This is a genomic window from Enterobacter sp. V87_3 (genome assembly GCF_029967835.1).
Classification (GTDB): domain Bacteria; phylum Pseudomonadota; class Gammaproteobacteria; order Enterobacterales; family Enterobacteriaceae; genus Enterobacter; species Enterobacter cancerogenus.
In genome coordinates this window covers 138884-164462 of record NZ_JASCAM010000014.1, presented here as the reverse complement: position 1 = coordinate 164462, position 25579 = coordinate 138884, and the positions used below count along the sequence as shown (strand labels likewise).

At 51.7% G+C, this 25579-nt stretch carries 30 protein-coding genes and 2 pseudogenes; 11 read left to right on the top strand and 21 right to left on the bottom strand.

What is annotated here, in order from left to right:
• Positions 1–59: 59 nt before the first annotated feature.
• The 3 genes from foxA to QLG21_RS06920 form a co-directional block, all read right to left on the bottom strand.
• On the bottom strand, positions 60–2168 hold the full coding sequence (foxA, locus tag QLG21_RS06930; protein ID WP_282484149.1) for a ferrioxamine B receptor FoxA: 2109 nt from the start codon (positions 2166–2168) through the stop codon (positions 60–62).
• Positions 2169–2289: 121 nt separating this feature from the next.
• Positions 2290–3243 carry a helix-turn-helix domain-containing protein gene (locus QLG21_RS06925; protein WP_088208790.1) on the bottom strand — a complete coding sequence of 318 codons (954 nt, stop codon included), beginning with the start codon at positions 3241–3243 and terminating at the stop codon, positions 2290–2292.
• Positions 3244–3382: 139 nt separating this feature from the next.
• Positions 3383–3616, bottom strand: coding sequence for a DUF2171 domain-containing protein (locus tag QLG21_RS06920; protein ID WP_006174163.1), 234 nt, complete (start codon positions 3614–3616; stop codon positions 3383–3385).
• Between the two features lie 229 nt (positions 3617–3845).
• Between QLG21_RS06920 and QLG21_RS06915 the strand changes: the two genes are divergently transcribed.
• Complete coding sequence (locus QLG21_RS06915; RefSeq protein ID WP_006174165.1) at positions 3846–4031, top strand: hypothetical protein; 186 nt, start codon at positions 3846–3848, stop codon at positions 4029–4031.
• 38 nt (positions 4032–4069) lie between these two features.
• On the opposite strand, the gene QLG21_RS06910 is transcribed toward QLG21_RS06915, so the two are convergent.
• Together QLG21_RS06910 and QLG21_RS06905 are read right to left on the bottom strand one after the other, a co-directional pair.
• Positions 4070–5191 (bottom strand): cupin domain-containing protein, encoded by a 1122-nt coding sequence (locus QLG21_RS06910; protein WP_282484128.1) that lies wholly within the window; start codon positions 5189–5191, stop codon positions 4070–4072.
• 148 nt (positions 5192–5339) lie between these two features.
• Positions 5340–5945, bottom strand: a pseudogene (locus tag QLG21_RS06905) (ATP-dependent Clp protease proteolytic subunit); the annotation flags it as partial.
• 85 nt (positions 5946–6030) lie between these two features.
• Here QLG21_RS06905 and QLG21_RS06900 point away from each other — a divergent pair.
• Positions 6031–6417 carry a VOC family protein gene (locus QLG21_RS06900; protein WP_088208789.1) on the top strand — a complete coding sequence of 129 codons (387 nt, stop codon included), beginning with the start codon at positions 6031–6033 and terminating at the stop codon, positions 6415–6417.
• 27 nt (positions 6418–6444) lie between these two features.
• Here QLG21_RS06900 and QLG21_RS06895 read toward each other — a convergent pair whose 3' ends face one another.
• Together QLG21_RS06895 and QLG21_RS06890 are read right to left on the bottom strand one after the other, a co-directional pair.
• On the bottom strand, positions 6445–7845 hold the full coding sequence (locus tag QLG21_RS06895; RefSeq protein WP_282484127.1) for an MFS transporter: 1401 nt from the start codon (positions 7843–7845) through the stop codon (positions 6445–6447).
• A gap of 49 nt (positions 7846–7894) precedes the next feature.
• The gene (locus QLG21_RS06890; RefSeq protein WP_282484126.1) at positions 7895–8983 is read right to left on the bottom strand and encodes a cellulase family glycosylhydrolase; all 1089 of its coding nucleotides are present in this window, start codon (positions 8981–8983) and stop codon (positions 7895–7897) included.
• A gap of 185 nt (positions 8984–9168) precedes the next feature.
• On the opposite strand from QLG21_RS06890, the gene QLG21_RS06885 reads away from it, so the two are divergent.
• The gene (locus QLG21_RS06885; RefSeq protein WP_282484125.1) at positions 9169–10176 is read left to right on the top strand and encodes a LacI family DNA-binding transcriptional regulator; all 1008 of its coding nucleotides are present in this window, start codon (positions 9169–9171) and stop codon (positions 10174–10176) included.
• Here QLG21_RS06885 and fosA read toward each other — a convergent pair.
• Positions 10162–10587 carry a FosA/FosA2 family fosfomycin resistance glutathione transferase gene (gene fosA / locus QLG21_RS06880; protein ID WP_282484124.1) on the bottom strand — a complete coding sequence of 142 codons (426 nt, stop codon included), beginning with the start codon at positions 10585–10587 and terminating at the stop codon, positions 10162–10164. The genes QLG21_RS06885 and fosA overlap by 15 nt on opposite strands.
• 142 nt (positions 10588–10729) lie before the next feature.
• Here fosA and QLG21_RS06875 point away from each other — a divergent pair, with 142 nt between their 5' ends.
• The 7 genes from QLG21_RS06875 (at position 10730) to QLG21_RS06845 (ending at position 15496) form a co-directional block, all read left to right on the top strand.
• Positions 10730–11281 carry a hypothetical protein gene (locus QLG21_RS06875; RefSeq protein ID WP_127463533.1) on the top strand — a complete coding sequence of 184 codons (552 nt, stop codon included), beginning with the start codon at positions 10730–10732 and terminating at the stop codon, positions 11279–11281.
• A 209-nt stretch (positions 11282–11490) separates the two neighbouring features.
• Positions 11491–12495, top strand: coding sequence for a tryptophan--tRNA ligase (gene trpS, locus QLG21_RS06870; protein WP_282484123.1), 1005 nt, complete (start codon positions 11491–11493; stop codon positions 12493–12495).
• Between the two features lie 172 nt (positions 12496–12667).
• Complete coding sequence (locus tag QLG21_RS06865; RefSeq protein ID WP_282484122.1) at positions 12668–13351, top strand: hypothetical protein; 684 nt, start codon at positions 12668–12670, stop codon at positions 13349–13351.
• On the top strand, positions 13344–13691 hold the full coding sequence (locus tag QLG21_RS06860; protein WP_282484121.1) for a hypothetical protein: 348 nt from the start codon (positions 13344–13346) through the stop codon (positions 13689–13691). Before QLG21_RS06865 ends, QLG21_RS06860 begins: the two co-directional genes overlap by 8 nt.
• Positions 13692–13693: 2 nt before the next feature.
• Positions 13694–14173 (top strand): type VI secretion system tube protein TssD, encoded by a 480-nt coding sequence (gene tssD / locus QLG21_RS06855; RefSeq protein ID WP_282484120.1) that lies wholly within the window; start codon positions 13694–13696, stop codon positions 14171–14173.
• A gap of 308 nt (positions 14174–14481) precedes the next feature.
• Positions 14482–14739, top strand: coding sequence for a YjhX family toxin (locus QLG21_RS06850; protein ID WP_006174186.1), 258 nt, complete (start codon positions 14482–14484; stop codon positions 14737–14739).
• A gap of 10 nt (positions 14740–14749) precedes the next feature.
• The gene (locus QLG21_RS06845; protein WP_282484148.1) at positions 14750–15496 is read left to right on the top strand and encodes a class I SAM-dependent methyltransferase; all 747 of its coding nucleotides are present in this window, start codon (positions 14750–14752) and stop codon (positions 15494–15496) included.
• Between the two features lie 108 nt (positions 15497–15604).
• On the opposite strand, the gene QLG21_RS06840 is transcribed toward QLG21_RS06845, so the two are convergent.
• Positions 15605–16057, bottom strand: a complete 453-nt coding sequence (locus tag QLG21_RS06840; protein WP_282484147.1) for a SymE family type I addiction module toxin — start codon at positions 16055–16057, stop codon at positions 15605–15607.
• A 299-nt stretch (positions 16058–16356) separates the two neighbouring features.
• On the opposite strand from QLG21_RS06840, the gene QLG21_RS06835 reads away from it, so the two are divergent.
• Positions 16357–17226 carry a phosphorothioated DNA-binding restriction endonuclease gene (locus tag QLG21_RS06835; protein WP_282484119.1) on the top strand — a complete coding sequence of 290 codons (870 nt, stop codon included), beginning with the start codon at positions 16357–16359 and terminating at the stop codon, positions 17224–17226.
• 155 nt (positions 17227–17381) lie between these two features.
• Here QLG21_RS06835 and QLG21_RS06830 read toward each other — a convergent pair whose 3' ends face one another.
• The 12 genes and pseudogenes from QLG21_RS06830 to QLG21_RS06775 all read right to left on the bottom strand — a co-directional run bounded on the left by QLG21_RS06830 (position 17382) and on the right by QLG21_RS06775 (position 24913).
• Positions 17382–17657: a type II toxin-antitoxin system RelE/ParE family toxin gene (locus QLG21_RS06830; protein ID WP_282484118.1), complete on the bottom strand. Its 276-nt coding sequence runs from the start codon at positions 17655–17657 to the stop codon at positions 17382–17384.
• 3 nt (positions 17658–17660) lie between these two features.
• A complete protein-coding gene (locus QLG21_RS06825) occupies positions 17661–17909 on the bottom strand; it encodes a ribbon-helix-helix domain-containing protein (RefSeq protein ID WP_282484117.1) in 249 nt (82 codons plus the stop codon).
• Between the two features lie 96 nt (positions 17910–18005).
• Positions 18006–18828, bottom strand: a pseudogene (locus tag QLG21_RS06820) (DUF4942 domain-containing protein).
• A gap of 113 nt (positions 18829–18941) precedes the next feature.
• Positions 18942–19262, bottom strand: a complete 321-nt coding sequence (locus tag QLG21_RS06815) for a TA system toxin CbtA family protein (protein ID WP_034917128.1) — start codon at positions 19260–19262, stop codon at positions 18942–18944.
• Positions 19263–19298: 36 nt separating this feature from the next.
• Complete coding sequence (locus QLG21_RS06810) at positions 19299–19622, bottom strand: type IV toxin-antitoxin system YeeU family antitoxin (RefSeq protein ID WP_282484116.1); 324 nt, start codon at positions 19620–19622, stop codon at positions 19299–19301.
• Positions 19623–19634: 12 nt separating this feature from the next.
• Positions 19635–20105 carry a DNA repair protein RadC gene (radC, locus tag QLG21_RS06805; protein ID WP_029989648.1) on the bottom strand — a complete coding sequence of 157 codons (471 nt, stop codon included), beginning with the start codon at positions 20103–20105 and terminating at the stop codon, positions 19635–19637.
• Positions 20106–20175: 70 nt separating this feature from the next.
• The gene (locus tag QLG21_RS06800; protein WP_282484115.1) at positions 20176–20997 is read right to left on the bottom strand and encodes a DUF932 domain-containing protein; all 822 of its coding nucleotides are present in this window, start codon (positions 20995–20997) and stop codon (positions 20176–20178) included.
• 96 nt (positions 20998–21093) lie between these two features.
• Positions 21094–21552, bottom strand: coding sequence for a hypothetical protein (locus QLG21_RS06795; protein ID WP_282484114.1), 459 nt, complete (start codon positions 21550–21552; stop codon positions 21094–21096).
• A gap of 24 nt (positions 21553–21576) precedes the next feature.
• Positions 21577–22050 (bottom strand): hypothetical protein, encoded by a 474-nt coding sequence (locus QLG21_RS06790; RefSeq protein WP_282484113.1) that lies wholly within the window; start codon positions 22048–22050, stop codon positions 21577–21579.
• 20 nt (positions 22051–22070) lie between these two features.
• Positions 22071–22760 carry a WYL domain-containing protein gene (locus tag QLG21_RS06785; protein ID WP_052282385.1) on the bottom strand — a complete coding sequence of 230 codons (690 nt, stop codon included), beginning with the start codon at positions 22758–22760 and terminating at the stop codon, positions 22071–22073.
• 213 nt (positions 22761–22973) lie between these two features.
• A complete protein-coding gene (locus QLG21_RS06780; RefSeq protein ID WP_197752324.1) occupies positions 22974–23849 on the bottom strand; it encodes a GTPase family protein in 876 nt (291 codons plus the stop codon).
• A gap of 131 nt (positions 23850–23980) precedes the next feature.
• Complete coding sequence (locus QLG21_RS06775; RefSeq protein WP_282484112.1) at positions 23981–24913, bottom strand: hypothetical protein; 933 nt, start codon at positions 24911–24913, stop codon at positions 23981–23983.
• Between the last annotated feature and the right edge of the window lie 666 nt (positions 24914–25579).

Genomic DNA, 25579 nt, shown 5'->3' with positions numbered 1-25579 from the left:
CCCCGCCCCTCTCCCACAGGGAGAGGGAGAAAACCGCTCCCCCCGGCAAAATCAGCGGCTCAGAACCTCCATGAAACGCTGCCCACAATGCTGCGTTCTGCCCCGAAGTAGCAGTAAGAGAGAGAATTACACGCCGCCACGTAGCTCTTGTCTGTCAGGTTATTGACGTTGAGCTGCGCGCTTACGCCCGTGAGCCCGACTTTCGACAGATCATACCCCACCACCATATCCACCAGCGTGTACGACGGCAGCGTATGGGTATTCTGGCGATCGCTGGTGATCCCGTTGACATAGCGCACGCCGGAACCCACGGTCAGGCCATCGAGCGGACCGGTTTTCACGTCGTAGCTTAGCCAGGCGCTGGCCATGTTACGCGGGGCATAGACGGCGCGCTTGCCCTCCTCTTCCGGGCTACTTTTCTTGTAGCGGATATCGGTATAGGTATAGGCCGCCTGCATGCGCAGGCTGTCGGTCAGCTGACCGATCGCCTCCAGCTCAACGCCTTCGGACTCGATTTCACCGATGGAACGGTACGGATCGGTCGGTTCCTCTTTGGTGGCAATGTTCTTCTGGTTAATACGGAACACCGAGGCGCTGAACTGGCTGTTCATCCCCTCCGGCTCATACTTCACCCCCGCTTCCCACTGCTTGCCCTTCATGGGATCAAGAATGTTGCCCTGTTCGTCGGCAAAGCTGGTCGGCGTAAAGGCGGTGGAGTAGCTCACGTACGGCGCGACGCCGTTATCAAACAGATACAGCAGCGCCGCGCGACTGCTGAAGTTGTTCTTATCCAGGTCGCTGCGGGTGTGGTTGAAGTTGTCGACGTTCGACACGCTCACCTGGTCATAACGCCCGCCCAGCGTCAGGCGCCAGCGGTCAACGGACATCTGATCCTGCAGGTAATAGCCGGTCTGGCGCAGCTTGTGCTTTTCCCTGCTGTACTGGGTGATGTAGTCCGGCTTCGCGCCGTAGACCGGGTGGAAGGCGTCAATCGGCGGGAAGCCGCCGTAATATCCGGTCACGTTGTTGGTGCGGTCCTGATAGTCCATGCCGATCAGCACGCGGTGATTCACCGCCCAGGTATCGAAGCTGCCGTCGACCTGGTTATCCAGGGTGATGGCGTTCATCTTCTCGTCGGAGCCGGAATAGCCGCGGTTCAACTCGGTGTCGTTCAGCCAGCCTGCGGCATATACCTGGTTCAGCTCCACGTTGGTGTGCAGGTAGCGCAGCTTCTGGCGCACGGACCAGCCGCTCTCAAACATGTGCTCAACGTTATAGCCGACCATATTTTCCCGACGATCGTACTTGTCGTAATCGTCTTCACCTTCATAGAAGGTATTAGATATTTTCTTACCGCTGTGCGGTACAACGGTGCCGTCATACGGCAGGCCGGAGTGGCTGCCGCCTTCAGGATCCCGGTGCAGGTAGGCCATCAGCTCCAGACGAGTGTTGTCGGTGATGCGCCAGGTCAGGCTCGGCATCAGCGCATAACGCTCTTCCTTCAGGGGATCGAACTGGGAATCGGCGTAGCGGGTCATCCCGCTGAGTCGCACCGCCACGCGATCGTTATCATCAACCGGGCCGGTGACGTCGAACATCGCCCCACGCTGATTGTTGTTCCCGGCGAAGAGCTTGATCTCCCCGCCCGGATCGAACGACGGCTTACGGGAGGTGAGCGCAACGATTCCGCCCGGCGATGAACGGCCATAGAGCACGGAGGCCGGGCCGCGAACGACTTCGATATTGTCCAGGAACCACGGGTCAACCACCAGCGAGCTGTGGGAGTTGGTGTCTCCCATCATCTTCAGGCCATCGAGGTAGACGTTATCCAGGCTGCCGTCCGAGAAGCCACGCAGGACGATGTAGTCGAAGCGGTTTGATGCACCAATCTGGTTGCTGTACACCCCCGGCGTGTAGCTCACGGCCTGACGCACGCTGGTCGCGCCCTGCTCTTCGAACTGCTCGCGGGTGACAATAGAGACCGACTGCGGGGTTTCAATATCCGGCGTTTCAAGCTTGGTGGCCGCAGACTGCATCTGCGACGTGACCACCACGGTATCTGTTTTTTGCGCATCCTGCGCCAGTAACGGAAAAGCGACGCTACCGGTAACCCATCCCACCAGCAGTGCCAGACGCGATTTAGCAAACATAACTCTCTCCAGAGATATTTCTTATTGTTAATAAGAATTATTACCTTTTTGAGAGTGCAAACGGCTATGCGTGCCGCCAGGTTATGTATGCGCGATGCTAAAGCGCACGGAATACGTTCGCGCGATAAGCGAAATTACGTTAGCGGAGTTTACGCACGTCACCCGGTGAAATTCCGTAATGACGGCGAAAGGCAGTGGCGAAGTTGGTGGCATGTTGATACCCGCACATCCACGCCGCCTGTTGCACGCTGTGGCCTTCCAGCAGATAGCGACGCGCCAGCGCAAGGCGGCAGTCGCGCAGGTAGTCGAAGAGCGTGCAGCCGTAGCGCTGACGGAACTTGCTGCGCAGGCTGCTTGGGCTCATGGCGGCAAGGGCTGCCAGCTGCGCCAGCGTATGATCGCGTTCAGGGAACTGTTCCAGCAGACTCCGCACGCGTTCCAGGCGCGCATGCTCAGGCCGGCTCGGGCCAGGCTTCTGGCGGTGGCTCAGGCCATGACCCAGCAACTGATACATCAGCCCTTCCAGTAACAGCTTGCGTGAGAGCGCGCTTCCTCCATGCTGCTGCGCATGTTGAATGCCTGACATAACGTACTCAGGAACATGCCAGACAAAGGTAGGTGCATTCAGGCTGTGCCATTCCACAAGCAGCGACTCAAGCAGGGCGTCACGTCCCGCATCGTGCGGGTACACGCCAAACGAAAGCGTTTTCAACGAGCTGTCGGCTTCGTGACGCGCGCACATCACCTGCTCTTCACTCAGCCTTGAGCTGAATGCCATGCCGGGGCGAACGGTGTAGTCGATGCCATTGATCGTGAGCGTTACGCACCCTTCCAGCACTACCAGCATATAGAGCGGGCTGCTGTGGCGAGAGGTGGTTTCATAGGGCTGTAATACACGCACATCGGAATGGGTGAGAGAAATGCCGGACGAAAGCGTCATCTCTTCCACATTCCCCTGCAACACGGGGCTGCCGCGGTCATGCGCATTATTTAACTGCGGGAAACGATAATCGATGCCGTAGCGCTCGCCGAATAGCTGAAAATCCTCAACAAAAAAAATGCGCTTCGCTGATCTATTTTCACTCTGGAGCATAATTATGTGCCTGCATCGGGGAAAAGACAGGCAAAACAGTACCATTCATTTGCAATGGCAGCAATCACGGGCCGCAGACACTATTACGCTCCGGACGAAGCCGGAGCGAAAATAGATATTTCTCTGCGACAAAGCGTTTTTATGCTTCTTGCCACTCAGCAAAAACCTCTTTATGGTTTTTGGTCAGCACGACTTTATTATCCTCAACCTTGTCGACCCAGCCGAGAGGAATAAAGTGGTGCTTGCCGCCTGATTCAGGGTCGCTTTTCGAGAGCTTGATGCGCTCACCGTCCAGATGGTCAACTACGCCGACGTGCGTTCCGCAGCTGGCTACAACCTGAGTATGATCCTTAATTTCGCTTTTATTAATCATGTTGTTTCTCCTGTTTCGGTTATTTGGCTGTTGCACGGAATTAACTGTAGTCCATAAATTGGGTTTCCAGGCGTTTATTAGCATTTTGAAACAACATTGACAGGCTATAAATTCAGGGCTACTTAAGCGCGCAACTTTTAATAGCGCAGGAATAAGAATTATATGAATTATTCCTGCGCATTTACCTATCTTTTATAATTACTCTTTCGCAACCCATGAGGAGGTATTAATGACGATTGACAATAATCGGGCAGAAATTTCGCTGGCTCTTGGTGAAGCGGTATTAGACATCGTGCAAAAAGGCCATGAAGTTTCACGAGAAAATCTGGCACAGGCTATGAAAATCAAAGCGGAAAGAGAGCGTGACGATGAACGGCTCCTGAACTACTGGAAAGCCTGTAATATGCTGGTCTGACTGACGCGGCGTTTAGCCTGGCTAAACGCCGCTTTGCTTTACTCGTCGAAGAACCAGTAGCCCTGGTTAATCAGGTCGGTCAGCTCTTCTACAAACGCCGGGTTATTCAGCGCCTCGCCAAGCTCGGCCTGACCCAGGTCGGTGTAGCGGCACAGCGCATCTGCCCCTTTCGCATCCACCGTTTCCAGCAACTCGCTGTTGATAAAGAAACGTTCGCCAATGTTCAGCACGCGCAGACCGCTCAGACGGGACAGCGTTTCTCCCCCCTGCAGGGCATCAAGCACCTCTTCCGGCGCGTACGGTGGCTCCGCCGCAGCGATATCCAGCTCGTGACGCGGCGTAGAGACAAAGCTGCCGAACCACTTTGTGAAATCATCGGGTTTGGCGATCATATCGAACATCATCTGACGAATGCGATCGAGTTCGTACTGCTCAACGCGGCCCGGATGCTCACGGCAGGTCAGATCCGGATCGCTGTAGTGCTCGCCGCCAAGATCGTTTTCCAGGGCGTAATCGGCAAAGCTGCTGATCAGATCGCGACCGTTTGGCCCGCGGAAACCGACGGAGTAGTTCAGCGCGGTTTCGTGGGTGAAACCGTCATGCGGGAATCCAGGCGGAATGTAGAGGATATCGCCCGGCGCCAGATCTTCATCAATGATGGGCTCAAACGGATCGACGTGCAGCAGGGCAGGATGCGGGCAGAACTGACGCATCGGCAGCTTGTCCCCCACGCGCCAGCGACGGCTGCCCATCCCCTGAATGATAAACACGTCGTACTGGTCAATGTGCGGACCCACGCCGCCGCCCGGCACAGAGAAGGAGATCATCAGGTCATCAAGACGCCAGTCCGGCAGCACGCGGAACGGACGCACCAACTCGGCCGCAGGCATATGCCAGTGGTTTACCGCCTGCGCCAGCAGGGACCAGCCGGTTTCGCCAAGATCGTCGAAATGCTCAAACGGGCCATTGCTGGCCTGCCATTTACCATTGGCATGGCTCACCAGACGGCTATCCACCTCCGGCTCCATGGCCAGACCGGCCAGCTCGTCCGGCGTAATCGGATCGACAAAATTCGGGAAGGCATTTTTCAGCACAACGGGTTGTTTCTGCCAGTATTTTTCGAGAAATTCCGGCCAGTTCAGGTTCAGTTGATACGCCATGGGTAGCACCATTGAGAGGGTAGACAGGCGCGATTATGGAAGAGAGCGAGACGGGCTGCTTTGTCGTGGGTCAAGCGAGGATAAAATGCCTGGGAATGTAGGTCGGGCAAGGCGAAGCCGCCACCCGACACATACACGGCGTGAGTGCTTAATCGAGCTTCAGCTCGTCGTAATGGGTAATCATTTTGCCCACAATGCCGTAGTCCAACGCTTCTGCCGGAGACATCCAGAAATTGCGGTCGGTATCTTTTTTCACTTTTTCCAGCGGCTGGCCGGTGGCGTCGGCGATCAGCTTGTTCACGCGATCCAGCATGCGGATGATCTCGCGCGCTTCAATCTCGATATCCGTTGCCTGGCCGCGCACGCCGCCCAGCGGCTGGTGGATCATAAAGCGGGTATTCGGCAGCGAGTAGCGGTGCTCTTTTTTCGCCGCCAGGAAGATGGTGATCCCCGCGCTTGCCACCCAACCGGTACCGATGACGTGGACTTCCGGGCGAATGAACTTGATGAAGTCATGGATGGTATCACCCGCTTCGACGTGGCCGCCCTGGCTGTTGATATACAGCTTGATCGGATCGTTGCTCACGCTTTGCAGCAGGATCATCTGGGTGATGACTTTCTGCGCCAGCTCCTGGTTGATCTCACCGGAGATCACAATGGAGCGGGACTCCAGCAGTTTTTGCTGCAGAGCGCCCGCGCCGTTTGACCCTTCCGCTTTTTCCTTGTCGCTTTCTTTCAGTGTGTAGTGCATTGTTGTTTCCTCAGCATGTCGCGCTCAAAACCAGAGTGTAGCCTGTTTTACCTGTTAAAGTCCGCAGACACAAACACGGAGGGAGTTTATGCATATTGCGCATGTCGCACTCTGGACCCGTCATCTCGATGCACAGGTTCAGTTCTGGGAAACGGTTTTTGGCGGGCGCAGCAACGAACGCTATGTCAGTCAAAACCGTCCGGGGTTTGAATCACATTTTATTACGCTCGATAACGGCCCCACGATTGAGCTGATGACGCTGCCGGACCTGCCCGACGCGCCCGCGTACCCGGAGTTTATCGGCTGGGCGCATATTGCTATCGACGTTGGCAGCAAAGCGAACGTCGACAGCATGGCGGCGGTGGCGCGGGCAAGCGGCACCCTGCTCGGTGCGCCGCGCCTGACCGGGGACGGTTTTTACGAAGCGGTGATTGCCGACCCCGACGGCAACCGCATAGAACTTGTCGGGGCATAAACGCGCAGCCTGTTGGCGCTTCGCTTATCAGCCCTGTGAGGTTTGATTTTGCAGGCCGGGTAAGGCGCAGCCGCCTCCCGGCGCTTTCGCAGACGCGTTCCGCTCCGCCAGCAGGCGGCAAATCTCCGCATGCTTCTCCTCGGTAAAGGTGAAGCGCGACATGCAACCCAGCCGGATCAGCGAGCCGATGGCCGGTAGCAGGCAGATGCCGAAGAACAGCCCCGTGAGCACGCCGTCGCTCTGGGTTTGCGCCTGCGGCACATAGCCAATCATCGTCAGGAACACGCCGATTAACCCGCCGCCCACCGCGACGGACATCTTGCCGGTAAAGGTCTGCCCGGAGAAGGTGATCGCCGCGCAACGCTTGTGGGTGTGGTACTCGGCGTACTCGATAGTATCGGCAATCATCGACGAGGTGAGGATGTTGGTCATCATCACGAACAGCGTGCTCAGGCCGAGCAGGATGAACAGCAGCGCCGTGTGCTGATAGCCCGCAAACCACATCACCACGCGTACCGCCACGTCCAGCCAGCAGAGGATCATAAACAGCTTTCGTTTCTGCATCCTGCGCGTCAGCATCGGGGCGACCAGGCACACCACCGCCGCCACTATCCCCATGATGCCAATCGCCATCTGCAGGCTGCCGTCGCCCAGGTTGTAGATAAAGAAGTAGATGTAAATCCCGTTGGCCACGTTATGGAACACGCAGAAAAAGAACGACAGCAGGACGATAAACAGCGGCTTATTCTGGCGCAGGTTGTGGAACGTATCGCGCATCGTCACCTTTTCGGGGCTGGGCGGCACGCGCTCTTTGATCTGCATAAAGCCGTTAAGCATCAGCGGCAGGCCCACCAGCATCATGACCAGCGCCGCCATAAAGTAGCCTTTATCGTTGCTGTACTGGGCGAAGAACGCCGCCAGCTTCGGGAAGAAGATGTTGGCGCAGGCAATCCCGGCGTTGACTCCCAGCATTGCCGCCGTCACCGCACGGGTGCGCTGGCCGGAGTCGTTGGTCATCACCGAGGACATGGACCAGAACGGGATATCGGAGATGGCATATAGCGTCCCCCACAGGATGTACGTCACCCCGGCGTAGAGGATTTTGGTGGTCATATCCGCTTCGATTTTATAGAACGCCAGCAGGGTAACCGCGGTGATCAGCAACGGTGCCAGCAGCAAAAAGTGGCGAAATTTGCCGAACCGGGTGTTAATGGTGTCCATAATGCTGGCAAACAGCGGGTCGTGGACCGCATCCCACGCCCGGGCAATCAGGAAGATGGTGCTCGCCGCCAGCGCCGAGATCCCCAGCACGTCGGTGTAAAAATAGTTAATAAACGAACCCACTAGTCCAAAGCTAAAACACTGACCTAAACCATAACCAAAGTAAGACCATAACTCGCGAGACGGTATTTTCATTGTCATTGCCATCGTCATATGCCTGCCTGTTGCCCGGCGGTGGACCGCCGGGTCGTTATTATTAGCCCTGCACGTTCGGGGCGATTTTACGCAGCTTCTGCATCAGCGCGATTTCCGCGCGCGAGAACGGAATGCCGTTCTCCTCGAACACATCGTGGAACCACAGGCGGCAGTAGTCCGTGGACTCTTTCATCACCACCGGCCACGGCAGCCAGGTCTGGGTTTTTCCGCGCACCAGGCCCCACTGGTACGGCGCGACCTTCGCTATGTACATCAGCGGCAGCTGCTCTTCAATGGTGCCGCCGACGTGGCGCGCCAGCCATTCGGTGCAGAAGATCGGGCGGCCCAGCGCCTGCAGCTGCTGGATAATCGCCGTCATGCGCCCGGTATTGGTATAGGCGTGGTAGCTCACCACGTCCGACAGTTCCAGCGCGGTCTGGTCCAGCGGATGCTGGTAGAACGTCTCACCCTCCTCTTCCGCCGGCAGCCGCCACGCGCAGACGGTGAGCGGCTGGGTCGGGTCTTCTTCACGTACCCACCTGAACGCCAGCTTCATCAACTCGTGCGCGCAGGTTTCCAGCTTCTCGTCGTACAGCACCTCTTCCGTGCCCGTGGCGAAAATGCCGCGGTTGCCCGGCTCGTTATACAGATCCCACAGCAGCACGCGCTTGTCGTCGCGGAAATGGCGAACAACGTCGCGGATATAGCGCTCAATCTGCGGCCAGCAGTCGCGATCGCACACTTTATCGCGCCCCGGGCTCGCCGCCGCCTGGCTGTTATGCTTGCCCGGCACGGGCGGCTTCTGCGGGCCAAGGTACGGTTCATCGCCGGAGAATCCGCAGTCGTCCATCAGGGTCAGCATGGTGCTGAACCCACGGTTATCGGCAATCGTCAGAAAACGGTCGATGCGTGCCATCAGGCCGTCGCGATCGTGCTCCCAGACAATAAATGGCAGATTGATGCGCAGGGTGTTGTACCCCGCGTCGGCCGCCCAGCCCAGTTCGCGGTCGATCGTGTCGGCATCGAAGGTCTCTTGCTGCCAGATATCGGTCCAGTTCACCGCCGTGGAGGGCAGGTAGTTAAACCCGCACAGCCAGCCTTGCTGCTGATACCACGCCTGCGCCTGGTCCTTGCTCCATTGCTCTTTCATTGCGTATCCTCACACTGATAATGTTTAGCTAATAAATATTAGCTGCGGGATAAATGAGCAAATCGCGGTGATGAGAAAAGCGATGCTTCTCACAAAGTTCACGCTTCGTTGAAGAAGAAACGTGATCGGCGGCGCGGAAGCGGACGGTTAAGGTATGATGCGAATTCGCGAGAGGGAGAGGACGAATGAAGCGAAAGACAAAAGTGACGATGAACGACATTGCGCGGGCGGCGGGGGTGTCGCAGGCGACGGTATCGCTGGTGCTTAGCCAGTCGCGCAACATCAAGCTCAGCGACGAAACCCGCCAGCGGGTGATCGGCATTGCCACCGACCTGGGCTACGACCGTCTTCCCGCCGTCCACGCCCCGCGCAACCAGGAAGAGATCGCCCTGCTGGTGAGCTCGCTGCAAAGCTACGATCCCTTTATCGACGCCATTAGCCAGGCGCGAGAAGCCGCGTGGCGCAACGAAGCGCTGCTCACAGTGTACGATTACGGGGATGACATTGAGCTGGCCCTGAACATCATCCGCCAGCTGGAGAAGCGCAACTGCATCGGGATTATCCTCGCGTCCCCCGTCACCACGCTGGTGGACATGACCGCGTTTCAGGACTGCACCCGCATTCCGCTGGTGCTGCTCAACCAGCGCGACCCCGGCTCGCCGCTGCTGCCCTCCTTTGTTCCGGACGACTTCGCCAACGCTTTCCAGGTGACGAAACACCTCATCGCCTGCGGCGCGACGCGCATCGCCCACATCACCGGCGAGAGCTGGATGGAGGCCTCGCGCCAGCGTCTGGCAGGCTACCAGGCCGCATTACAGCAGGCCGGTTTAACATGTGACGAGAGCCTGGTGCGCCAGACCAACTGGCAGTTCAGCGAATCTTTTACCGCTACCGCCTCCCTGCTTGACATGGCCGAACGTCCGGACGCCATCTTCTGCGCCAGCGACTGGCTGGCGATCGGCTGCTATCAGGCGCTGGCGGTGAACGGCGTTCGTCTCCCGCAGGATATGCTGCTGGCGGGTTACGACGACCAGAAGATCTCCGAGCAGCTCACCCCGCCGCTGACCAGTATTCAACTGCCTTACAGCGAACTGGGCCGGCTGGCGGTGGAGTACCTGTGCAATCAGGAAGATGCCGCCACGCACGTAACCCTGGCGGGCCGGCTGAAGGTGCGGGCATCAAGCCTCGTCTGAGGTAAAGACCATGCCCGCATAGGGCTTCTCGCGACACGCCGCCAGCCGCGCGGCGAGGTTGCCCACGTGTAATTCCAGCTTGTGCCCATCCGGGTCGAGAAAATAGAACGACGCCCCCTCGCTTTTGTTCTGCTTCCAGACGGTAACGCCTGCCTGTTCCAGCTTATTTGAGAACGGTTCAAATTCCGCCTCCGCCACGGTAAACGCGTAGTGGGTGTAGTCGCTCTCCTGCGGTGGCACATACTGGCGCGCCTCGTCGTGTGACAGGCAAACCCACAGGTCGCCGCAGGTGAGATAGGCCCCGGTATCCCAGCGGGCGTGCAGCGTCAGCCCAAGCAGTTCGTGCCAGAAGGTGACGCTTTTATGCAGGTCGCTGACCGCGAGGGTCAGGTGGTTGAGTGATTGAAGCACTGAAAACCTTCTTATTGATGGGTAGGCCTTGAGGCAAAGTTAATATCTATCCAACTATAGATATCCCCCCAAAAATGACAGCAGCAAAAAAAGAGGCGTTCTCATATAGTGGTTCGTCTTTACTCCACATTACCAACACAAAATGAAAACAAAATCATCCTTTTGGACCAACAATCTTTTCTTTCTAATTTTAGCCATCCTTCTCTGTATAACAGGGTGCGGCATCGTTCGTTACACCAGTCTGAATACCGCGTGGCTATTTTTGCTGGCTGGACTGTCTATTGGCTTTTTATCGATACTGGAAAGTACCCGCCTCGATCGCAGAATGAAAGGTATATCGCTTATTTTCGTAGGAATATTTTTAAGTATCGGCATTCCTGATTTATTCAATCATAGCTATGCAGACATCATGACCGACGATTTCAGAAACAGCATGGAAATTTTCAAAAATTTGGCAATCCTCGCTTGTGCTGGCGCTGGCGGAGGAATACTGGCCAACCATGCAGAAAATATCCCGGCAGTAGATGTTTTACCCAGGGACAAGGATGAGCACAGCGCCTTAGTGCTTAAGCACATTTTAGGGTTAAAGACTGATGTAACAAAACAACGTAACAGGCTGAATGAAATCCGTTTTTTCCTGGGTTTAATTACGTTTATGTTAGCAGGAGTTTTGGTAGTGCTAATTTTGAAATAGTTATAAAAAACATAAAAGCGGTTCAACCTTCTGCATAACCGTGATAGGTTAGCAAGATGAACACTCTTTCTTCCGTACATACCGTAAACCGCTGGTGGCTGCCTTCTTAAAGGCGGCACGGAGTTGTTTTCCCTGTTTCAGATAGCCGCCGAAAGGCGGCTTTCACTTTTCTAAGACCCCTTTCGGCAACTGCACATTAAGGAGTCTTTATGAACACGCAAACCATCCTCACCGGCGACCGTCCAACCGGCCCGCTGCATCTCGGCCATTTCGTCGGATCGCTGCGCCAGCGCGTGGCGCTCCAGCAGACGCATAACCAGTTTGTACTGATTGCCGACCTGCAGGGCCTGACCGACAACGGCAGCAACCCGCAGAAGATCCGCGATAACATCCCTGAAGTGCTGGCCGACTATCTTGCGGCGGGCATCGACCCGAACCTGACCACGATCTGCCTGCAATCCGCCCTGCCCGCGCTTGCGGAGCTGACGATGCTGTATATGAACATCGTCACCGTCGCCCGCGTGGAGCGAAATCCGACGGTGAAAAATGAGATTGCCCAGAAAGGCTTCGCCCGCTCGCTGCCGGTCGGGTTTATGGCCTACCCCATCAGCCAGGCGGCGGACATCACGGCGTTTAAGGCCGAGTGCGTACCCGTAGGCGACGACCAGCTGCCGATGATTGAGCAGACCAACGAGATTGTGCACAAGATGAACAGCCTGCTGCCCGCCCCGGTGCTGCGCCACTGTAAGGCGTTGCTGAGCGACACCAGCCGTCTGCCCGGCATCGACGGCAGCGCCAAGATGTCGAAATCGCTCGGCAACACGCTGCACCTTTCGGCCAGCGAAGAGACTATCCACCGTGCGGTCAGCGCGATGTACACCGACCCGAACCACCTCAAGGTGAGCGACCCGGGGCAAATTGAAGGGAACGTGGTGTTTACGTACCTCGACGCGTTTCATCCGGACAAGGACAAAGTGGCGGCGATGAAGGCGCACTATCAGGCGGGCGGGCTTGGGGACCGTATGTGTAAGAACGAGCTGGAGGCGTGCCTGCAGGAGCTGATTGCGCCGATGCGGGAGCGGAGGGCGATGTACATGCAAGACAAAGGGGAACTAATGGCGATGCTCAGGCGCGGGACCGAACGGGCGCAGGGAGTGACGCAGGAGACGTTGAGGGAGGTGAAGGTTGGGCTGGGGGTGCCGGTGTTTAGTTAAAGTAGATTTAGCGGTGGAGTGCGTGGGTTTGACACGAAGCCGCTGATTATCTCATTAAAGATATAATTGATACCTCTAACAATTCTTAATTTCTTATTTAGATAATATAAATTGCTTCAATCACATTAATATTAGATTGATAAATCCTTTATTGCGTATTTAAAGGATTTTTATGGCTGATGTAGAAGGTATAGCCCGGAGATTATGCAGCATAATAGTTTCTCCTGATACAGTTACTGGGCTTATAAATGGATGGCTATCTGTACCGTTAGATTATGGGTATCTGGTTTATGGTATCTTTGACACAGATACCAGGATTGCTCGTGAAACTCAACGCATACGAATAGTCACTACCATAAAAAACGATATTTTGAATTACGAAAACATTGTCAACGCAGTCAAAGTTATATTCAAAGCGTTCAACAGATATTTAACTGAAGCGGAACAGGATAAAATATACAGATCTGTAATGACTTCAATTGCGGGTAGAATATCAACAAATATTATTGCATCAACTATTGCGAAGCATGTTATTGAAAGAACATCCTTCACATTTGTTGTTTTTAAAGGGAAAGGTAATCCCATCACGGCACTAAGTACACTTCTTTTGTTTGCGGGAATGGCTGAACGCTCAATCAGAACATCTGACAGACTCAAAGCCGAAACCCCAGAGGTATATCAACTTCTGAGGCCCAGAGACTACGATTTACTTTATTTTTTATTCGCTGATGCCGTCCAACCTTTCGTAGACGCTATCCATGCAGGTTATTCAGAAGGTATGCCTGCATTTAATCAGATCATGAAGAAAGTTAATGAAACATTAATTTTACAGACTACAGCAGGAACGTATGAGTAAGTTTATTATCCCAATTATGAACCTGCTTCTTTGCTCGTATTTAGTCTTAGCCTATATCGTTTGCTGGGTTGAATTCGAAACCTGGCATGATAAAACAATCGCCTTTTGCATCATTACCATAAGCGCTTACATTATTTCATTAGTAATGAATAAATTACTGCCAGGAAAGATATCTTTTTTTGGTGGAATCCTGGATGTGTTATCAGGCCCCTTAATGATTATCGGTGCATTTGCCTGTATAGCTCTTCTTGAACCATGGCCTATGAAACTTATTGGCTTATTCATATGGGTCGTAGTGATGTTTAGTCTACCTTCTTTTGTAAATATAGATGAGGAATAATCATGTCAAATCCAGCATATCTTTGGTTAACTGATGCTAATGGCTCACCAGTCATAGGAGGTTCCATGGTGTACGGTCGGTTAGGCGCTATTGAATTAAAAGCAGTTGCTCATCACCTCAGCATTCCTGTGAGTGGAAATACAGGCCGATTAACAGGTACTCGTGTACATACACCGATTGCGGTTCAGAAAGAGTTTGATAAAACAACACCCGTTCTCTTCAGGGCGCTGTGTGAAAACCAAACAGTAAAATCGGCTACGATAAAAATGTATCAAATAGATGATGCAGGAATCGAAAGAGAATATTTCAACATTATCCTGGAGAATGTAAAAATTACGGGTATTACGCCAAATCTATTCCCGGGTTCTGGAACAGGAACGCATGCAGAGACGATCGAGCTAAGATATGAGGCAATCACCTGGAAACACTGTGACGGGAATATAGTTTACAAAGATGCCTGGAATCACTTGGCGATAGCATGAATCGACTTGAAAAAACGCGGCCCGAGGAAACTTGTTCCTATCGGGCCAGGTCAGTTGGGCATCGCCTGGCTTCGGCCTGGATCACACTTTTCCCACCCGATCATTCCCTTATAAAAAACAGGTGTTATCATTCACTCTGTAAATACCTCTCAACTCAACCCGAGGCTTTGATGCTGGAGAATGTAATCATCCGATAATCAGCTCCCCGACCTTCCAGGCCGGACTGATTATCAATGCGCCGAAATCGAATGCGGACACCGCTGTGTGTTTGCACGTTTTGCACATGATGATTACACAGGTTTTCCAGTATGAATTTATCCCGTCAGGAACAACGTACCTTACACGTTCTCGCCAAAGGTGGACGTATTGCGCACGTTCGCGATACCTCCGGCCGCGTCACCGCTGTTGAATGCTACAGCCGCGAAGGGCTGCTGCTTGCCGACTGTACGCTCGCCGTCTTCAAAAAACTCAAAACTAAAAAGCTGATCAAATCCGTTAACGGTCAGCCCTACCGCATTAACACTACGGGGCTGAACAACGTTCGTGCCCAGCCTGATAATCGTTAAGGAGAGGATGATGGATATCCCACGTATTTTTACCATCAGCGAAAGCGAACATCGCATTCATAACCCGTTCACACCGGAAAAATATGCCACACTGGGCCGCGTATTACGCATGAAGCCAGGCACGCGTATTCTCGATCTCGGCAGTGGTTCGGGGGAGATGTTGTGCACCTGGGCGCGCGATCATGGCATTACTGGCACCGGCATCGACCTGAGCCCTCTCTTCACCAAACAGGCAAAGCGCCGGGCTGACGAACTCGGCGTGAGCGAACGCGTGCGTTTTATTCATCACGACGCGGCCGGATACATCGCAGATGAAAAATGTGATGTTGCGGCCTGCGTGGGTGCGACCTGGATTGCAGGCGGCGTTGCCGGGACGATGGCCCTACTGGCAAAAAGCCTCCGGCCTGGCGGGATGATGCTTATCGGCGAACCTTACTGGCGTCAGGTTCCGGCAACTGAAGATATCGCCCAGGCCTGTGGCGTCTCGTCGGTGGCCGATTTCCTCACACTGCCCGACCTTGTCGACTCTTTCGATGAACAGGGCTATGACCTGGTCGAAATGGTACTGGCAGACCAGGAAGGCTGGGACAGATACGAAGCCGCAAAATGGATGACCATGCGACGCCGGCTGGAGGCAAACCCAGACGATGAATTTGCGCAGGAGGTCCGGGCGGAGCTGACAGCTGCGCCCAAGCGCCACGTCACGTACGTACGGGAATACTTCGGCTGGGGCGTATTTGCGCTGATGGCCCGATAGCCTGAAACAGGCGGTATAGCCTTAAGACTATACCGCCCTTTTCTCTTAAGGTTGTATCACAGGGTATCAGGCGGTGCAGAGTAAATATAAACGCGGATACAGGAAGGTTTATCTGCGTTTAATTACCGGGATATCACCCGTATCATTCAGCGCCCCGGGAAATGTGTTTAACCACTGCGCGACTTTCTGCTTATTTATATTCGTCATACTCATGCCTTCCAGGCATCCCCATAATTCTCTTGTATGTTGTGGCGTAATCACAATACAGTCTTTCATCACTCTGATTTTCACGGGCATGCCGTCGATAAAGCCCGCCCGGGTTAACCAGCCGCCGCCGAGAGGAAGATATTTATTCTCCACGCGTGCATACAGTTCGCAGCAGGCCGCGCTCTCCTCCGGCGTTGCTGCCCGTGGATGCACGGGCGCGCTTTCCGGCCGGTTGCCGTGTAAACGGCGGGCGCTGTTTTTGCGTACCCGCTCACGGTTTTCAATCATGCCGGTGAAAGCGTCTGATTCTGTTTTGCAAACGGTAAACTCTGGCTTAAAATTCGTCGCAGCCATTTTCAACTCCTTACTAGTTGCTAGTGGTTAGCGGTATGGGGGTGTTGCAGCACCTTCATATCGCGAATTCATATTTAAATTCTCTTTATTCTTCCATTGCCGTTCGGCGTAACTTCTGGTGCTCATTATACAGGGCTGAATATAAATACAGCGGTTTGCTGTAAGGGAAATTTGGAATTTGCGAGGAGGGTTCAGGAAAAAGGTTAGCGTGCGGTAAGGTCATGTTTTTGCTGATTGCGGGTTGATTGGTCTGGGTTTTGCGAGCATCATCGCAATTATTTACCTTCTTCCGTAACACGATGGCTTCCAGCAAAACTCTCGAACAGGCAATTGCCGACATCACCATCTGGCGCAAAGGCGAACAACGCGCGCCGCATAAGCCTTTATTGCTTCTGTACGTGCTGGCGAAATATCAGCAGGGACATACGCGACTGTTTGACTACGGTACCGAGGTCCACGAGCAGCTGCTTAACCTGTTAGAACGCTTTGGCCCGCAAAGGAAGGCGCATTACCCGAATATGCCCTTCTGGCGGCTCAAGGGAGATGGTTTTTGGGATCTTAAAAATGCTGAGTTCTGTTCGACCACTGGTAGCAAACAGCCACCTGTAAGAGAGCTCCTGGAGCATAAGGTCGCGGGCGGTTTTGATAAAGAACACTATGCGCTGTTGAGTAAGAACAAAAAGCTGATCGGCTCGCTGGCGCAGCAGATCCTTGAGGCGCACTTCCCGGAAAGCATTCAGGAAGAGATCGCGGATGATATGGGCTTTGATATCCACCAGACCCGTAGAGTTCGCGATCCGCTATTCCGCCAGCAGGTACTGCGTGCGTATAACTATGAATGTGCCATCTGCGGCTTCAACATGCGGCACGATAACACCTCCGTTGCGCTCGAAGCCGCGCACATCAAGTGGAAGCAGTTTGGCGGGCCTTGTGAGATCCCGAACGGACTGGCGCTGTGTGCAATTCATCATAAAGCGTTTGATAAGGGATCGATTGGACTGGATGAAAGTATGCGTGTGCTTGTGTCCGAGGCGGTGAATGGGAGTGGGATCGTTGGGCGGCTGTTCTGGGATTTTGCCGGGAAGCAGATTGCGCTGCCGATGGTGAAAGGGAATTATCCAGGGGACGGTTTTGTGGAGTGGCATAGGAATGAGGTGTTTAGAGGATGAGTGCGAAGGCCGGACTCGCACATAAAGATTAATCCTTTGATTTAAAATCAATAAAAAATAACATTTAGATAATGTACCAACATCGATACCAACACATTAAATCGTTGATTTTGGGACTCGAATCGGGGCAAGCGTTACCTAGAAGATGACGAACTTCAGCGATCCTCTCGGGTATGCCAAAGGTCAACAATATAGATAGTGTCGCGCTGAATTTCATAGTGAACGTCATAATCATCCAACAAGATTTTTCTCACTTCTCGTGGTTCATATCTTATCTGAGAAACACCGATTCTTGGATGTTCCGCGAGCCCTGAGGTTCCTATGAGCAAACGCTCTAATACGTTGTCAGCGTGTTGCCGACTGTATTGACAGGCAAACCTATAAATACGCTCCAGATCATCCTGGGCCTTTTGGGTCCACTGTATTTCCATGGGTTACGATTTTTTCAGTTTGTTAGCGAAGTCAACTACATCCGCATGGCTAACCACTCTTCCCGCATCGACATCAGCAAGCCCTTTCAAAATCTGCTGATGCCGCCGTTCTCTCTCTTCAATCATGGCGGTCAGCGCTTCTTTAATCACCCAGCTTTTGGATCTATCCAGTTCAATAGCCAGGTTTTCAACCGCCGCAGCAAGCTCTGAAGGGATCTGAGCACTGATCGTCTGTTTCGTGAGTTGTCTCATGACCGTCACCTTTTAATAAAAATTAATAACACTTATTAAAATAGCACGTTTGTGTTCACGTAACTACCTGCGGCGAAGACAACATCAGTCCTCTCATCATCTCGAAGCCAGCATTCCCGGATAGTGTTTAGCAATGATGTCATTCATTCGCTCAATCAACTCCAGACGCTTGAAGGCTAGGTGCGCTGTACCTTTTTGATAGTAAGAACTCATCTTCGTAAACGTCCTTAGCCGGGTTATCCCGAATATGCTCCATCAATCGGGTAGAAATATCACCCCGGTTGTCAGGGATGGGTTTGCCATCCAGCAGAAACAGCATTCTCTCCAGGTCCACCAGTTGATCCCGCCGCCAACCCCAGTTCAGACTAAATCCCCATCGATTGTGACTTAGCAGATTATTGATGATGATCTTCTTACCAAAGCTGCAGGGACTATTGGTTTTGTAATCCCACGACAGGCCTTTGAAGATGTTGATGATCCCGCGCTCAAATACATCTATTTTATTCAGGTGCAGTTGTTCAAAGGTACTGAGGATATTCTCCTCGCTGATTGCAGGAAGGTCGCCCTCCTCCAGGTTCTTGTGCCACTGGTCGCGAGCCTGTGCATCCATCAAGGCCATCATGCCGGACTTCAGCATCAAATCGCGCCAGATGCTGCGATCTATATTGCGAGTGACGGCAGGCATAGCTTTATCAGCCTTCTCAGTCAGCCAGCTATCGTAGCGGTGCCCGGATTTCATCGCCCAGTCTTGCGCTGTACCACCGCCAATTTCTGAGGTTAGCCGTGATATGGCATCAAGCTGCTCAATGAGTTGTTCAATCTGTTTAAGTGCGGTATCGCGTCCAGTGACTACACGTTCGATACTGGTCGAAAGGATCAGTTCATTATGTTCCGTCAACACGTCGGGTTCTGTTTGCATCGTTAATCGTCCATAAAAGCAAACACGCCTGCCGGGAGTGGCAGGCGCATTATGCGATGAATAAAAAAGGTGGGAAGTTCAGAGGTCAAAATCAGGAATGAGGCTCGAAGAATTCAGGTATTTATTAATCCGGTAGCTCGCCTGGCTCGGAGAATATCAGTCGCTGTCAGGAATGGTGTCTGCTCCTGCCATGTAAACCCTTTGCGGTCGATGCGTACCAGTTCATAACGTTCCACCAGGAAATTCACCGCATCGGCGAGCGTGATTCCCGCATCGATATGCTCCTCAATGGCCGTATCGTCATGGAATGGCGTGTCGTTTAGTGTGAGGCCGTAATGGTGCTCCAGCAGATACGTTAACAGTTGCTGCCAGACCTGTACGGGCGACAGACGTGACGAAACCGGCACCGTGGCCGGTACAGATGAAATGTGCATGGATAGAATCCTGAGAAAAGAAGAAGAGAGAAGGTGTTACGGGGTTGGATAAATAGAAATGTAAACGTAACCGCAGCTACCACGGGTGTCAGCTATGCAGGTTAAACCCGTAAGATGAATGTTCACCTGATGTTGCTGCTGTGGATTTAACTCACCGAACCGCAGCATTGCTTCCAATTGACCTATAAACAGCGGGAAAGTCTGATCCAGTTTCTGCAGTTGCTCCGGGCTAAAGCTCCCCGTCAAACCAGCCCTGTCAGCCAGGTAATGCAGACGCTTGCCTTCCTGAACTAATCTCGCGCCAAATCGTGGGGTGATATCGCTTTGTAGACCCCATTCATGAGGTGGTGTGATTGACATGAAAACCTCCATTTAAAGCAAACCCTGCTCAGCAAAAGAAACCACTTCATTCCCAACAACCAAATGATCCAGCACTCGCACTTCTACCAGTGCTAACGCTTTCACTATCCGCTGAGTGATGTGTTTGTCCTGCTGACTGATTTCTGTCGTACCTGACGGATGGTTATGCGCCAGAATTACCGCAGCGGCATTGTGTTTCAGAGCCAATTTAACCACTTCGCGGGGATGAACTTCGGTATGGCTGAGTGTGCCGGTAAATAGCGTTTCGCATCCCAGCAGGCAGTGCTGATTGTCGAGATACATCACGATAAAAACTTCACGCTCCTGATGAGCCATCTGTAATTGCAGCCAGGTCTTAGTGAAGCTGGTGGAGGTAAATGGCTCACTCGGTTGACGCTGATATTTCTCCAGCAGGCGTAACGCCCGACGAATGACGCGTTGCTCGTTTGCAGGAAATACCGGGGATAAATTGAATACAGACATATTTGCTCCTTAAAACAAAAAGCCTCGCCGGTTTATTGGCAAGGCCTGAGGGAAGGGATAATAAAAAGGTTCATGAGGCAAGCTGCAGCATATTCTCGGCCATCACCCACAGAGCGCGATTGAGCTTTACATCTCCGTCGATACCTTTGACGGCGCGAGTTTGAGCACGTTTACCTTTCGTCGTTTGTCCTGACAGCCCGCCTTTTATCAAGTTCTCCTGAATGCGTTGGTAAGTGGTCCACAGGTCGTTGCTCTCATCCTGCCAGCGGCGCGGGGATAGGATTTGCGATTCCGTCACCGGCTGATGCTCTTCACCAAAGCGATAGGTTAATGCTGCTTTCGCCATCGCCTGCTGTGCTGGCGGCGGTAACATTAGCGATTGCATGGCATCGCGCTTCTCTTCCACTCGGTCAAATATCCCCAGTACTTCGTAAGCCCCTTCAATGACTTTCTCCACCACATTGCCTTTATGCGGCACCCGCACCTCACCAAAACTCTCACCGCAAATCAGTCCATTCTGGCAGACTGAACGAAATAATCCCGGCAACATCTGATATGAGCTGGAGCCGTCATGGCTATTAAGCAGAATAATTTCCGGTACTTGCTTGCCAGTGATTTGGCCCTCACGACGAAGACGCAGCATGTGTTTGGTGTGTTCACGCTTGCTCTGGTCTCGGACTTTAGTCTGGCACGCAAAGAATGGCTGGAAGCCCTCACGCTGCAGGTTATCAAGCAGCGTTATCGTTGGGATGTAAGTGTATCGGTCGCTGCGGGATTGATGCTTTTCTTCGCTGAATACACTCGGCACATAGTGGGCCAGTTCATCGCGGGTTAACGGGCGGTCGCGGCGTACAAGATTGACAGCACCAAAGCGGCTGGCTAAACGGGTCATAGTTGTTTCCTTATTGGAAAATTAAAAACAAAAAGGCCATGCTTCCCTAAGGAGGCATGGCCTGTAAGATGATGGTAAGGCTGTTAAGAAAGAATGTTAACCAGTGGTATTCCTGCAGCCGCTGAGGTCATCCAGCTCTTTTGCCGTATTCTTAATACCGGGAGTAAAACTTCCTACTTTTTTATCATTAACATAAACATCGAACGTTGCGGCGTGACCAAGGGCATCAATAAACTGAATCCAGGCGTTGTCTCCATTTCGCCAGCCCAGCGATGAAGGTAACGGGAACTGTTGATCATCGGTCACAACCGTTATTGTTGTTTTATCATCGCGTGAGTCCACGCGAGTACCGTCAGGCAGGTCGATGAGTACATTGTGCTGTAGGGTATTCTGCTCATCCGGGGTCATGGTGCAGTTAAGGTTAAAAACGACATTTTCCGGGTTGGTGATTAGATATTCTGTTATGCCCTGACCAAATCCACTGGACCACATATTAGGAACCGCAAAAGAGGTAATAGGAAATAACAACATTGTAAAAATAGATAGTCTTTTCATATTCAAACCTTAATTCATTATAATTTATTTTGAGTCAGGCCATTTATAACGGAAGACTTCTTTTCCATTATACAGTCCGACCATGTCATCAAATTGAGGTCTTTTACTATTAGGTCTAAAGGTTACTTTCATGCCGGGACTGCACAGATCCTTGACTGTCACATTAACTTTAGCATCAGCAGTAATGGTATAACCCGTTGCAATATAATCAGTTAGGCTATTCTTGTCACCAGGATTGATCCATCCCCAAACACCAGCTTCGCAATCTTTCAAAGGGGCAGAACGTATCAAGATAAACCCACCTGACGCATCAATTTCAGTAGCTTTACACATTTTTCTCACCTGCTGATAAGCATTGCACCAAAACCTGTTGCCATCCTTGTTGTTGACTGCGGCAGGTAATACACCTTTATAAAGGCTGGATGCCTCCGCTAAATTTGATGTAATTATTCCAGCAGCGATCCCAGATAAAAATAACAATAACTTTGTTTTTTTCATTTCATTATCCTTTTATTTGGTTAAATATTGTTGGTACTAAAGGAAGATATAACGTCTTCGATACACTGAAAGTGAGGTAGTGCCTGAAGAAAATCGGGACGAGAAAGAATTTCGCGCACCGCCATATCCGGGGCAAAACTGTCCTTATTAAGCGTGACCGCCCGTATATCCGCCAGAGGAAACACGGCGATCCGGGCCTGATGCTCACCGGTCAGATACCACTCACGGTCACGCAAGACCAGACGATAGGGAGCGAGTCCCGTGCAGCGGCAACCATTACCCAATAGCGTCACCCTCCGGTGTTCAGAAACTGCACTCACCAGTCTGGTAAATACGCCGAGGTCTGGTGATGGCAATAGTGAATCCCCGTTCCAAATAAGGCATGGAGACTCACCCGGCCCGCTCAGAAGTGAACTGACCAGATGGTTATCCATATCCGGAAACAATGCTTCAACACCTGACTGGCGGGCGAAAGTCAGCACCGCCAGCTCTCTCTGGCGGCTACCGGACAGCAAACGACACTGACCTTTGCGATACTCAAGATCCAGATACATCAGCCGTTCCCTAAAGTCCCGACGCAGGGTACGAACCGATACGCCAAATTCAGTTGCCAGCGTTCGCATATCTAGCGTTTCGCCCGCTACAAGGCGGCTTATAATTAACGAAAGCCTGACGGCAAGCCGATCATGACGGCGTTCAGCCTGAGTCATGAGACAAGTTCTCCAGTGTGATAATTAGCTGAAAATAAGAAGGTTATTTTAACTAGGGAGCAGGACAGGGAATGGACACAAGAAGACGTATTTTTTAATGTTGCTGAATGCAGCCACGACGGGCTATCAAGAGAAAGCGGACCAAATTTGGTAGCCTATAAAACGTCAGAACGGACAGGATATGTCCCGATAATAACCGCAGGTGAGCCAAGGTTAGAAGAAAATCCAGTCCCAAACGGCACGGGCAACGGATACTACGGCATCGCGGACCGTACGAATGACCGCTTTTAGTGGTGCGGGAATAAATGATGCTGTTTCCGCAGAATCAAAAACCTCTCCCACAGCATCGCCAAAGCCCTCACGTGCCTGCTTTTTTACCGGCTCACTGCATAACCTCCCGTGGAGTTGCGTCATCAGCGGGCTGGTGGCACGGTCCGGCAGGCAACGCATCATGGTTTCAACCATTGATGGCAGGTTCCATTCTGTTCGGGCTGAGACTGCACATACTGGATGATGCGGTGAAAACAGTTGGCGAATGGAGTCCTGCTTGGTCACGATATTAGTCAACTGGTGCGGTGATGGGGCATTGCTGGTGGCGTCCCATTCATGACATGGCTCGATTTTGTCAGCCTGGTTAACGACAATCAGCACCCGTTGCTGGTAGCCAGCCATCACACGCCGGTAGAAACGTTCATCGATGGAGAAAGCACGATCATCGGCTTTAATAACCCACAGAATTAAATCCAGTTCAGGAAGGATACAGCGATACAAAGATTCATATTCTTTATCCCGTTGTTCACTCTCACCGACACCGGGCAGGTCTACCAGTATCAGGCTATGTTCACCTCTTCTCAGGCGAAATCGCAGTACGTCACGGGTGCAGGCGTTGACATCACTGACGGGGGTAACCTCACTCTGGAACAGCGCATTACAGAGCGACGATTTACCTACACCTGTTTTGCCCATGATCCCGATGACCGGTTCGTAGTGAGTGAGTTTTTGAATATGGTCAAGAATATGTTTGCCAATGGCATGGGGGAGTGACGCCAACGGTTTCTCGATGGCCCGCAGACCTTCTATTTTTTTCATAAAACAACCTCAGACAGAAAAACAAAACCCCCGAGCCAGGAAAGTTTCGGGGTGATTCACTGAGATAATATCTGTCTGAAATTATTTGGAATGATGTTCAGATGTATACCCTGTTCCCATCTGGTTTTTTACTACCCGCAGATGCGTAAGCACTCATTGTCGATAAGACATTTGAGCGCCTCATCCAGCGTCATGCTTTTACTTTCAGCAATCTGGCTCAACTTTTTTTGGTATAATTTATTCAATTTCAAAGGTGTTGCTGTATCTTTTATCTTTTTCCTACGGGATTTTTGTTCCCAAGCTTTGCCCAGTTCTTCGAGCAATATCTTTTTATGCTCTAAAGCACTTCCTAATCCTTGATAATTCAATTTTGCAATACTTCTTCTTTTATTTTCTTTCAGATATCCTAGTTGCTCGTTACTCCAACCTGTCCAGTTATCAAAGATGGCGATAATAAAATGGTAGCGTTGCTCACAGGAAATAGGTTTGGTATTAATAGCAAGATATTTTTTATTCATTTGTTCCCAAACCCACTGGCATTGCCCTTCATTATTCTTGTCCAACCATGAAAACGGATTGAGAAATTGGTTACTGACATTAGCCCATTCATACTCGATTTCTTTTATAATCTTGTCGCGTGAATTCATAGATGAATAAAACACTATGAGAATCTCAATGATTTCCTTTAGTACATCAGGGATGACATCAGTATTTTTTATTCTTGAAAAATCCAACCCATTAGCCTGATAGCATTTTAATCGTTCTTGACGCTGCGTATTTCTTTCTTTTTCATTCTCCACCCCGCCTTGCGTATCAGGATCGTACTGTGACATAAGAAACTTTGTTTCAAACGATTTTTCTCCCCCCATATTTTCGGCAGATAATGTTACGCCGGGATCATATCCAGGAGACAGTGGCACTAACTCAGACTTTGTGTTTCGAATGTTCCCATTAGCTAAAGAAGCTGTCTTCGTCAGCAAATGAAAGAGAAAGAAATGCATCGCCCTCGGATTTTTCTTTAGCCACTTCAGACGCCTTGCCTGACTCTGACGTCTTTCCCGCATATCTCGCTCATCGGCCCCCCCCGCTCTCATGACCTCCTCCCCTCATCCAAAACGCTTGTTTTCCATCATTTTCATTCAAGATTAAATGAAGCAATTTAAGATGTAAATCTTACTTTTTTTGAAGGGAAAATAACAATAAAAACACTGTAAATTCGTAGTAAAAGTGTAGTGATTATTTTGATTTCAAGGCAATTATATCAATAAGTTATATCATACAGACTCAATCAATCATACCGAAAATGCATATGATTACTTATAGAATCTATGAAACCACCACCGATGATGCTCTACATAAACTCTTCGTCAGATGTTGCTGTCGTCCCCTCAACTATCAAATCGCTTCGACCCGCCAAAAAACCATCAAGTACAAAAGCAGTTTTTTTCACTCCTACACATAGCGGTCCCTTGAGATTAAATGTCAAAAACCTCGCGTAATGCAGTGCTCAATGGCAGCTTATAGATTGGTATGTAGTAGCGTTCAGGGAACTCGATAGCTGATAGAAAGCGGATCGTTATGAGGTAGCACTTAGCAATTCAATTTGCTTTTAGGCCCGTAGTGGCATAGAGGTCAATGACCTTCAACTTTTTTTACAGATTACCGGGTTGGTATGCCGAAGCACGTGGTCGTTATCAAACATCACGAGTCCGGCTTAACTTTCTTAACCG

Bases quoted from the DNA above. Each gene is read 5' to 3' on its own strand.
- QLG21_RS06925 (WP_088208790.1), bottom strand. From the start codon at position 3,243: ATGCTCCAGAGTGAAAATAGATCAGCGAAGCGCATTTTTTTTGTTGAG.
- QLG21_RS06920 (WP_006174163.1), bottom strand. From the start codon at position 3,616: ATGATTAATAAAAGCGAAATTAAGGATCATACTCAGGTTGTAGCCAGC.
- QLG21_RS06915 (WP_006174165.1), top strand. From the start codon at position 3,846: ATGACGATTGACAATAATCGGGCAGAAATTTCGCTGGCTCTTGGTGAA.
- QLG21_RS06910 (WP_282484128.1), bottom strand. From the start codon at position 5,191: ATGGCGTATCAACTGAACCTGAACTGGCCGGAATTTCTCGAAAAATAC.
- QLG21_RS06900 (WP_088208789.1), top strand. From the start codon at position 6,031: ATGCATATTGCGCATGTCGCACTCTGGACCCGTCATCTCGATGCACAG.
- QLG21_RS06895 (WP_282484127.1), bottom strand. From the start codon at position 7,845: ATGGCAATGACAATGAAAATACCGTCTCGCGAGTTATGGTCTTACTTT.
- QLG21_RS06890 (WP_282484126.1), bottom strand. From the start codon at position 8,983: ATGAAAGAGCAATGGAGCAAGGACCAGGCGCAGGCGTGGTATCAGCAG.
- QLG21_RS06885 (WP_282484125.1), top strand. From the start codon at position 9,169: ATGAAGCGAAAGACAAAAGTGACGATGAACGACATTGCGCGGGCGGCG.
- QLG21_RS06875 (WP_127463533.1), top strand. From the start codon at position 10,730: ATGAAAACAAAATCATCCTTTTGGACCAACAATCTTTTCTTTCTAATT.
- trpS (WP_282484123.1), top strand. From the start codon at position 11,491: ATGAACACGCAAACCATCCTCACCGGCGACCGTCCAACCGGCCCGCTG.
- QLG21_RS06865 (WP_282484122.1), top strand. From the start codon at position 12,668: ATGGCTGATGTAGAAGGTATAGCCCGGAGATTATGCAGCATAATAGTT.
- QLG21_RS06860 (WP_282484121.1), top strand. From the start codon at position 13,344: ATGAGTAAGTTTATTATCCCAATTATGAACCTGCTTCTTTGCTCGTAT.
- tssD (WP_282484120.1), top strand. From the start codon at position 13,694: ATGTCAAATCCAGCATATCTTTGGTTAACTGATGCTAATGGCTCACCA.
- QLG21_RS06850 (WP_006174186.1), top strand. From the start codon at position 14,482: ATGAATTTATCCCGTCAGGAACAACGTACCTTACACGTTCTCGCCAAA.
- QLG21_RS06845 (WP_282484148.1), top strand. From the start codon at position 14,750: ATGGATATCCCACGTATTTTTACCATCAGCGAAAGCGAACATCGCATT.
- QLG21_RS06840 (WP_282484147.1), bottom strand. From the start codon at position 16,057: ATGGCTGCGACGAATTTTAAGCCAGAGTTTACCGTTTGCAAAACAGAA.
- QLG21_RS06835 (WP_282484119.1), top strand. From the start codon at position 16,357: ATGGCTTCCAGCAAAACTCTCGAACAGGCAATTGCCGACATCACCATC.
- QLG21_RS06830 (WP_282484118.1), bottom strand. From the start codon at position 17,657: ATGGAAATACAGTGGACCCAAAAGGCCCAGGATGATCTGGAGCGTATT.
- QLG21_RS06825 (WP_282484117.1), bottom strand. From the start codon at position 17,909: ATGAGACAACTCACGAAACAGACGATCAGTGCTCAGATCCCTTCAGAG.
- QLG21_RS06815 (WP_034917128.1), bottom strand. From the start codon at position 19,262: ATGCACATTTCATCTGTACCGGCCACGGTGCCGGTTTCGTCACGTCTG.
- QLG21_RS06810 (WP_282484116.1), bottom strand. From the start codon at position 19,622: ATGTCAATCACACCACCTCATGAATGGGGTCTACAAAGCGATATCACC.
- radC (WP_029989648.1), bottom strand. From the start codon at position 20,105: ATGTCTGTATTCAATTTATCCCCGGTATTTCCTGCAAACGAGCAACGC.
- QLG21_RS06800 (WP_282484115.1), bottom strand. From the start codon at position 20,997: ATGACCCGTTTAGCCAGCCGCTTTGGTGCTGTCAATCTTGTACGCCGC.
- QLG21_RS06795 (WP_282484114.1), bottom strand. From the start codon at position 21,552: ATGAAAAGACTATCTATTTTTACAATGTTGTTATTTCCTATTACCTCT.
- QLG21_RS06790 (WP_282484113.1), bottom strand. From the start codon at position 22,050: ATGAAAAAAACAAAGTTATTGTTATTTTTATCTGGGATCGCTGCTGGA.
- QLG21_RS06785 (WP_052282385.1), bottom strand. From the start codon at position 22,760: ATGACTCAGGCTGAACGCCGTCATGATCGGCTTGCCGTCAGGCTTTCG.
- QLG21_RS06780 (WP_197752324.1), bottom strand. From the start codon at position 23,849: ATGAAAAAAATAGAAGGTCTGCGGGCCATCGAGAAACCGTTGGCGTCA.
- QLG21_RS06775 (WP_282484112.1), bottom strand. From the start codon at position 24,913: ATGCGGGAAAGACGTCAGAGTCAGGCAAGGCGTCTGAAGTGGCTAAAG.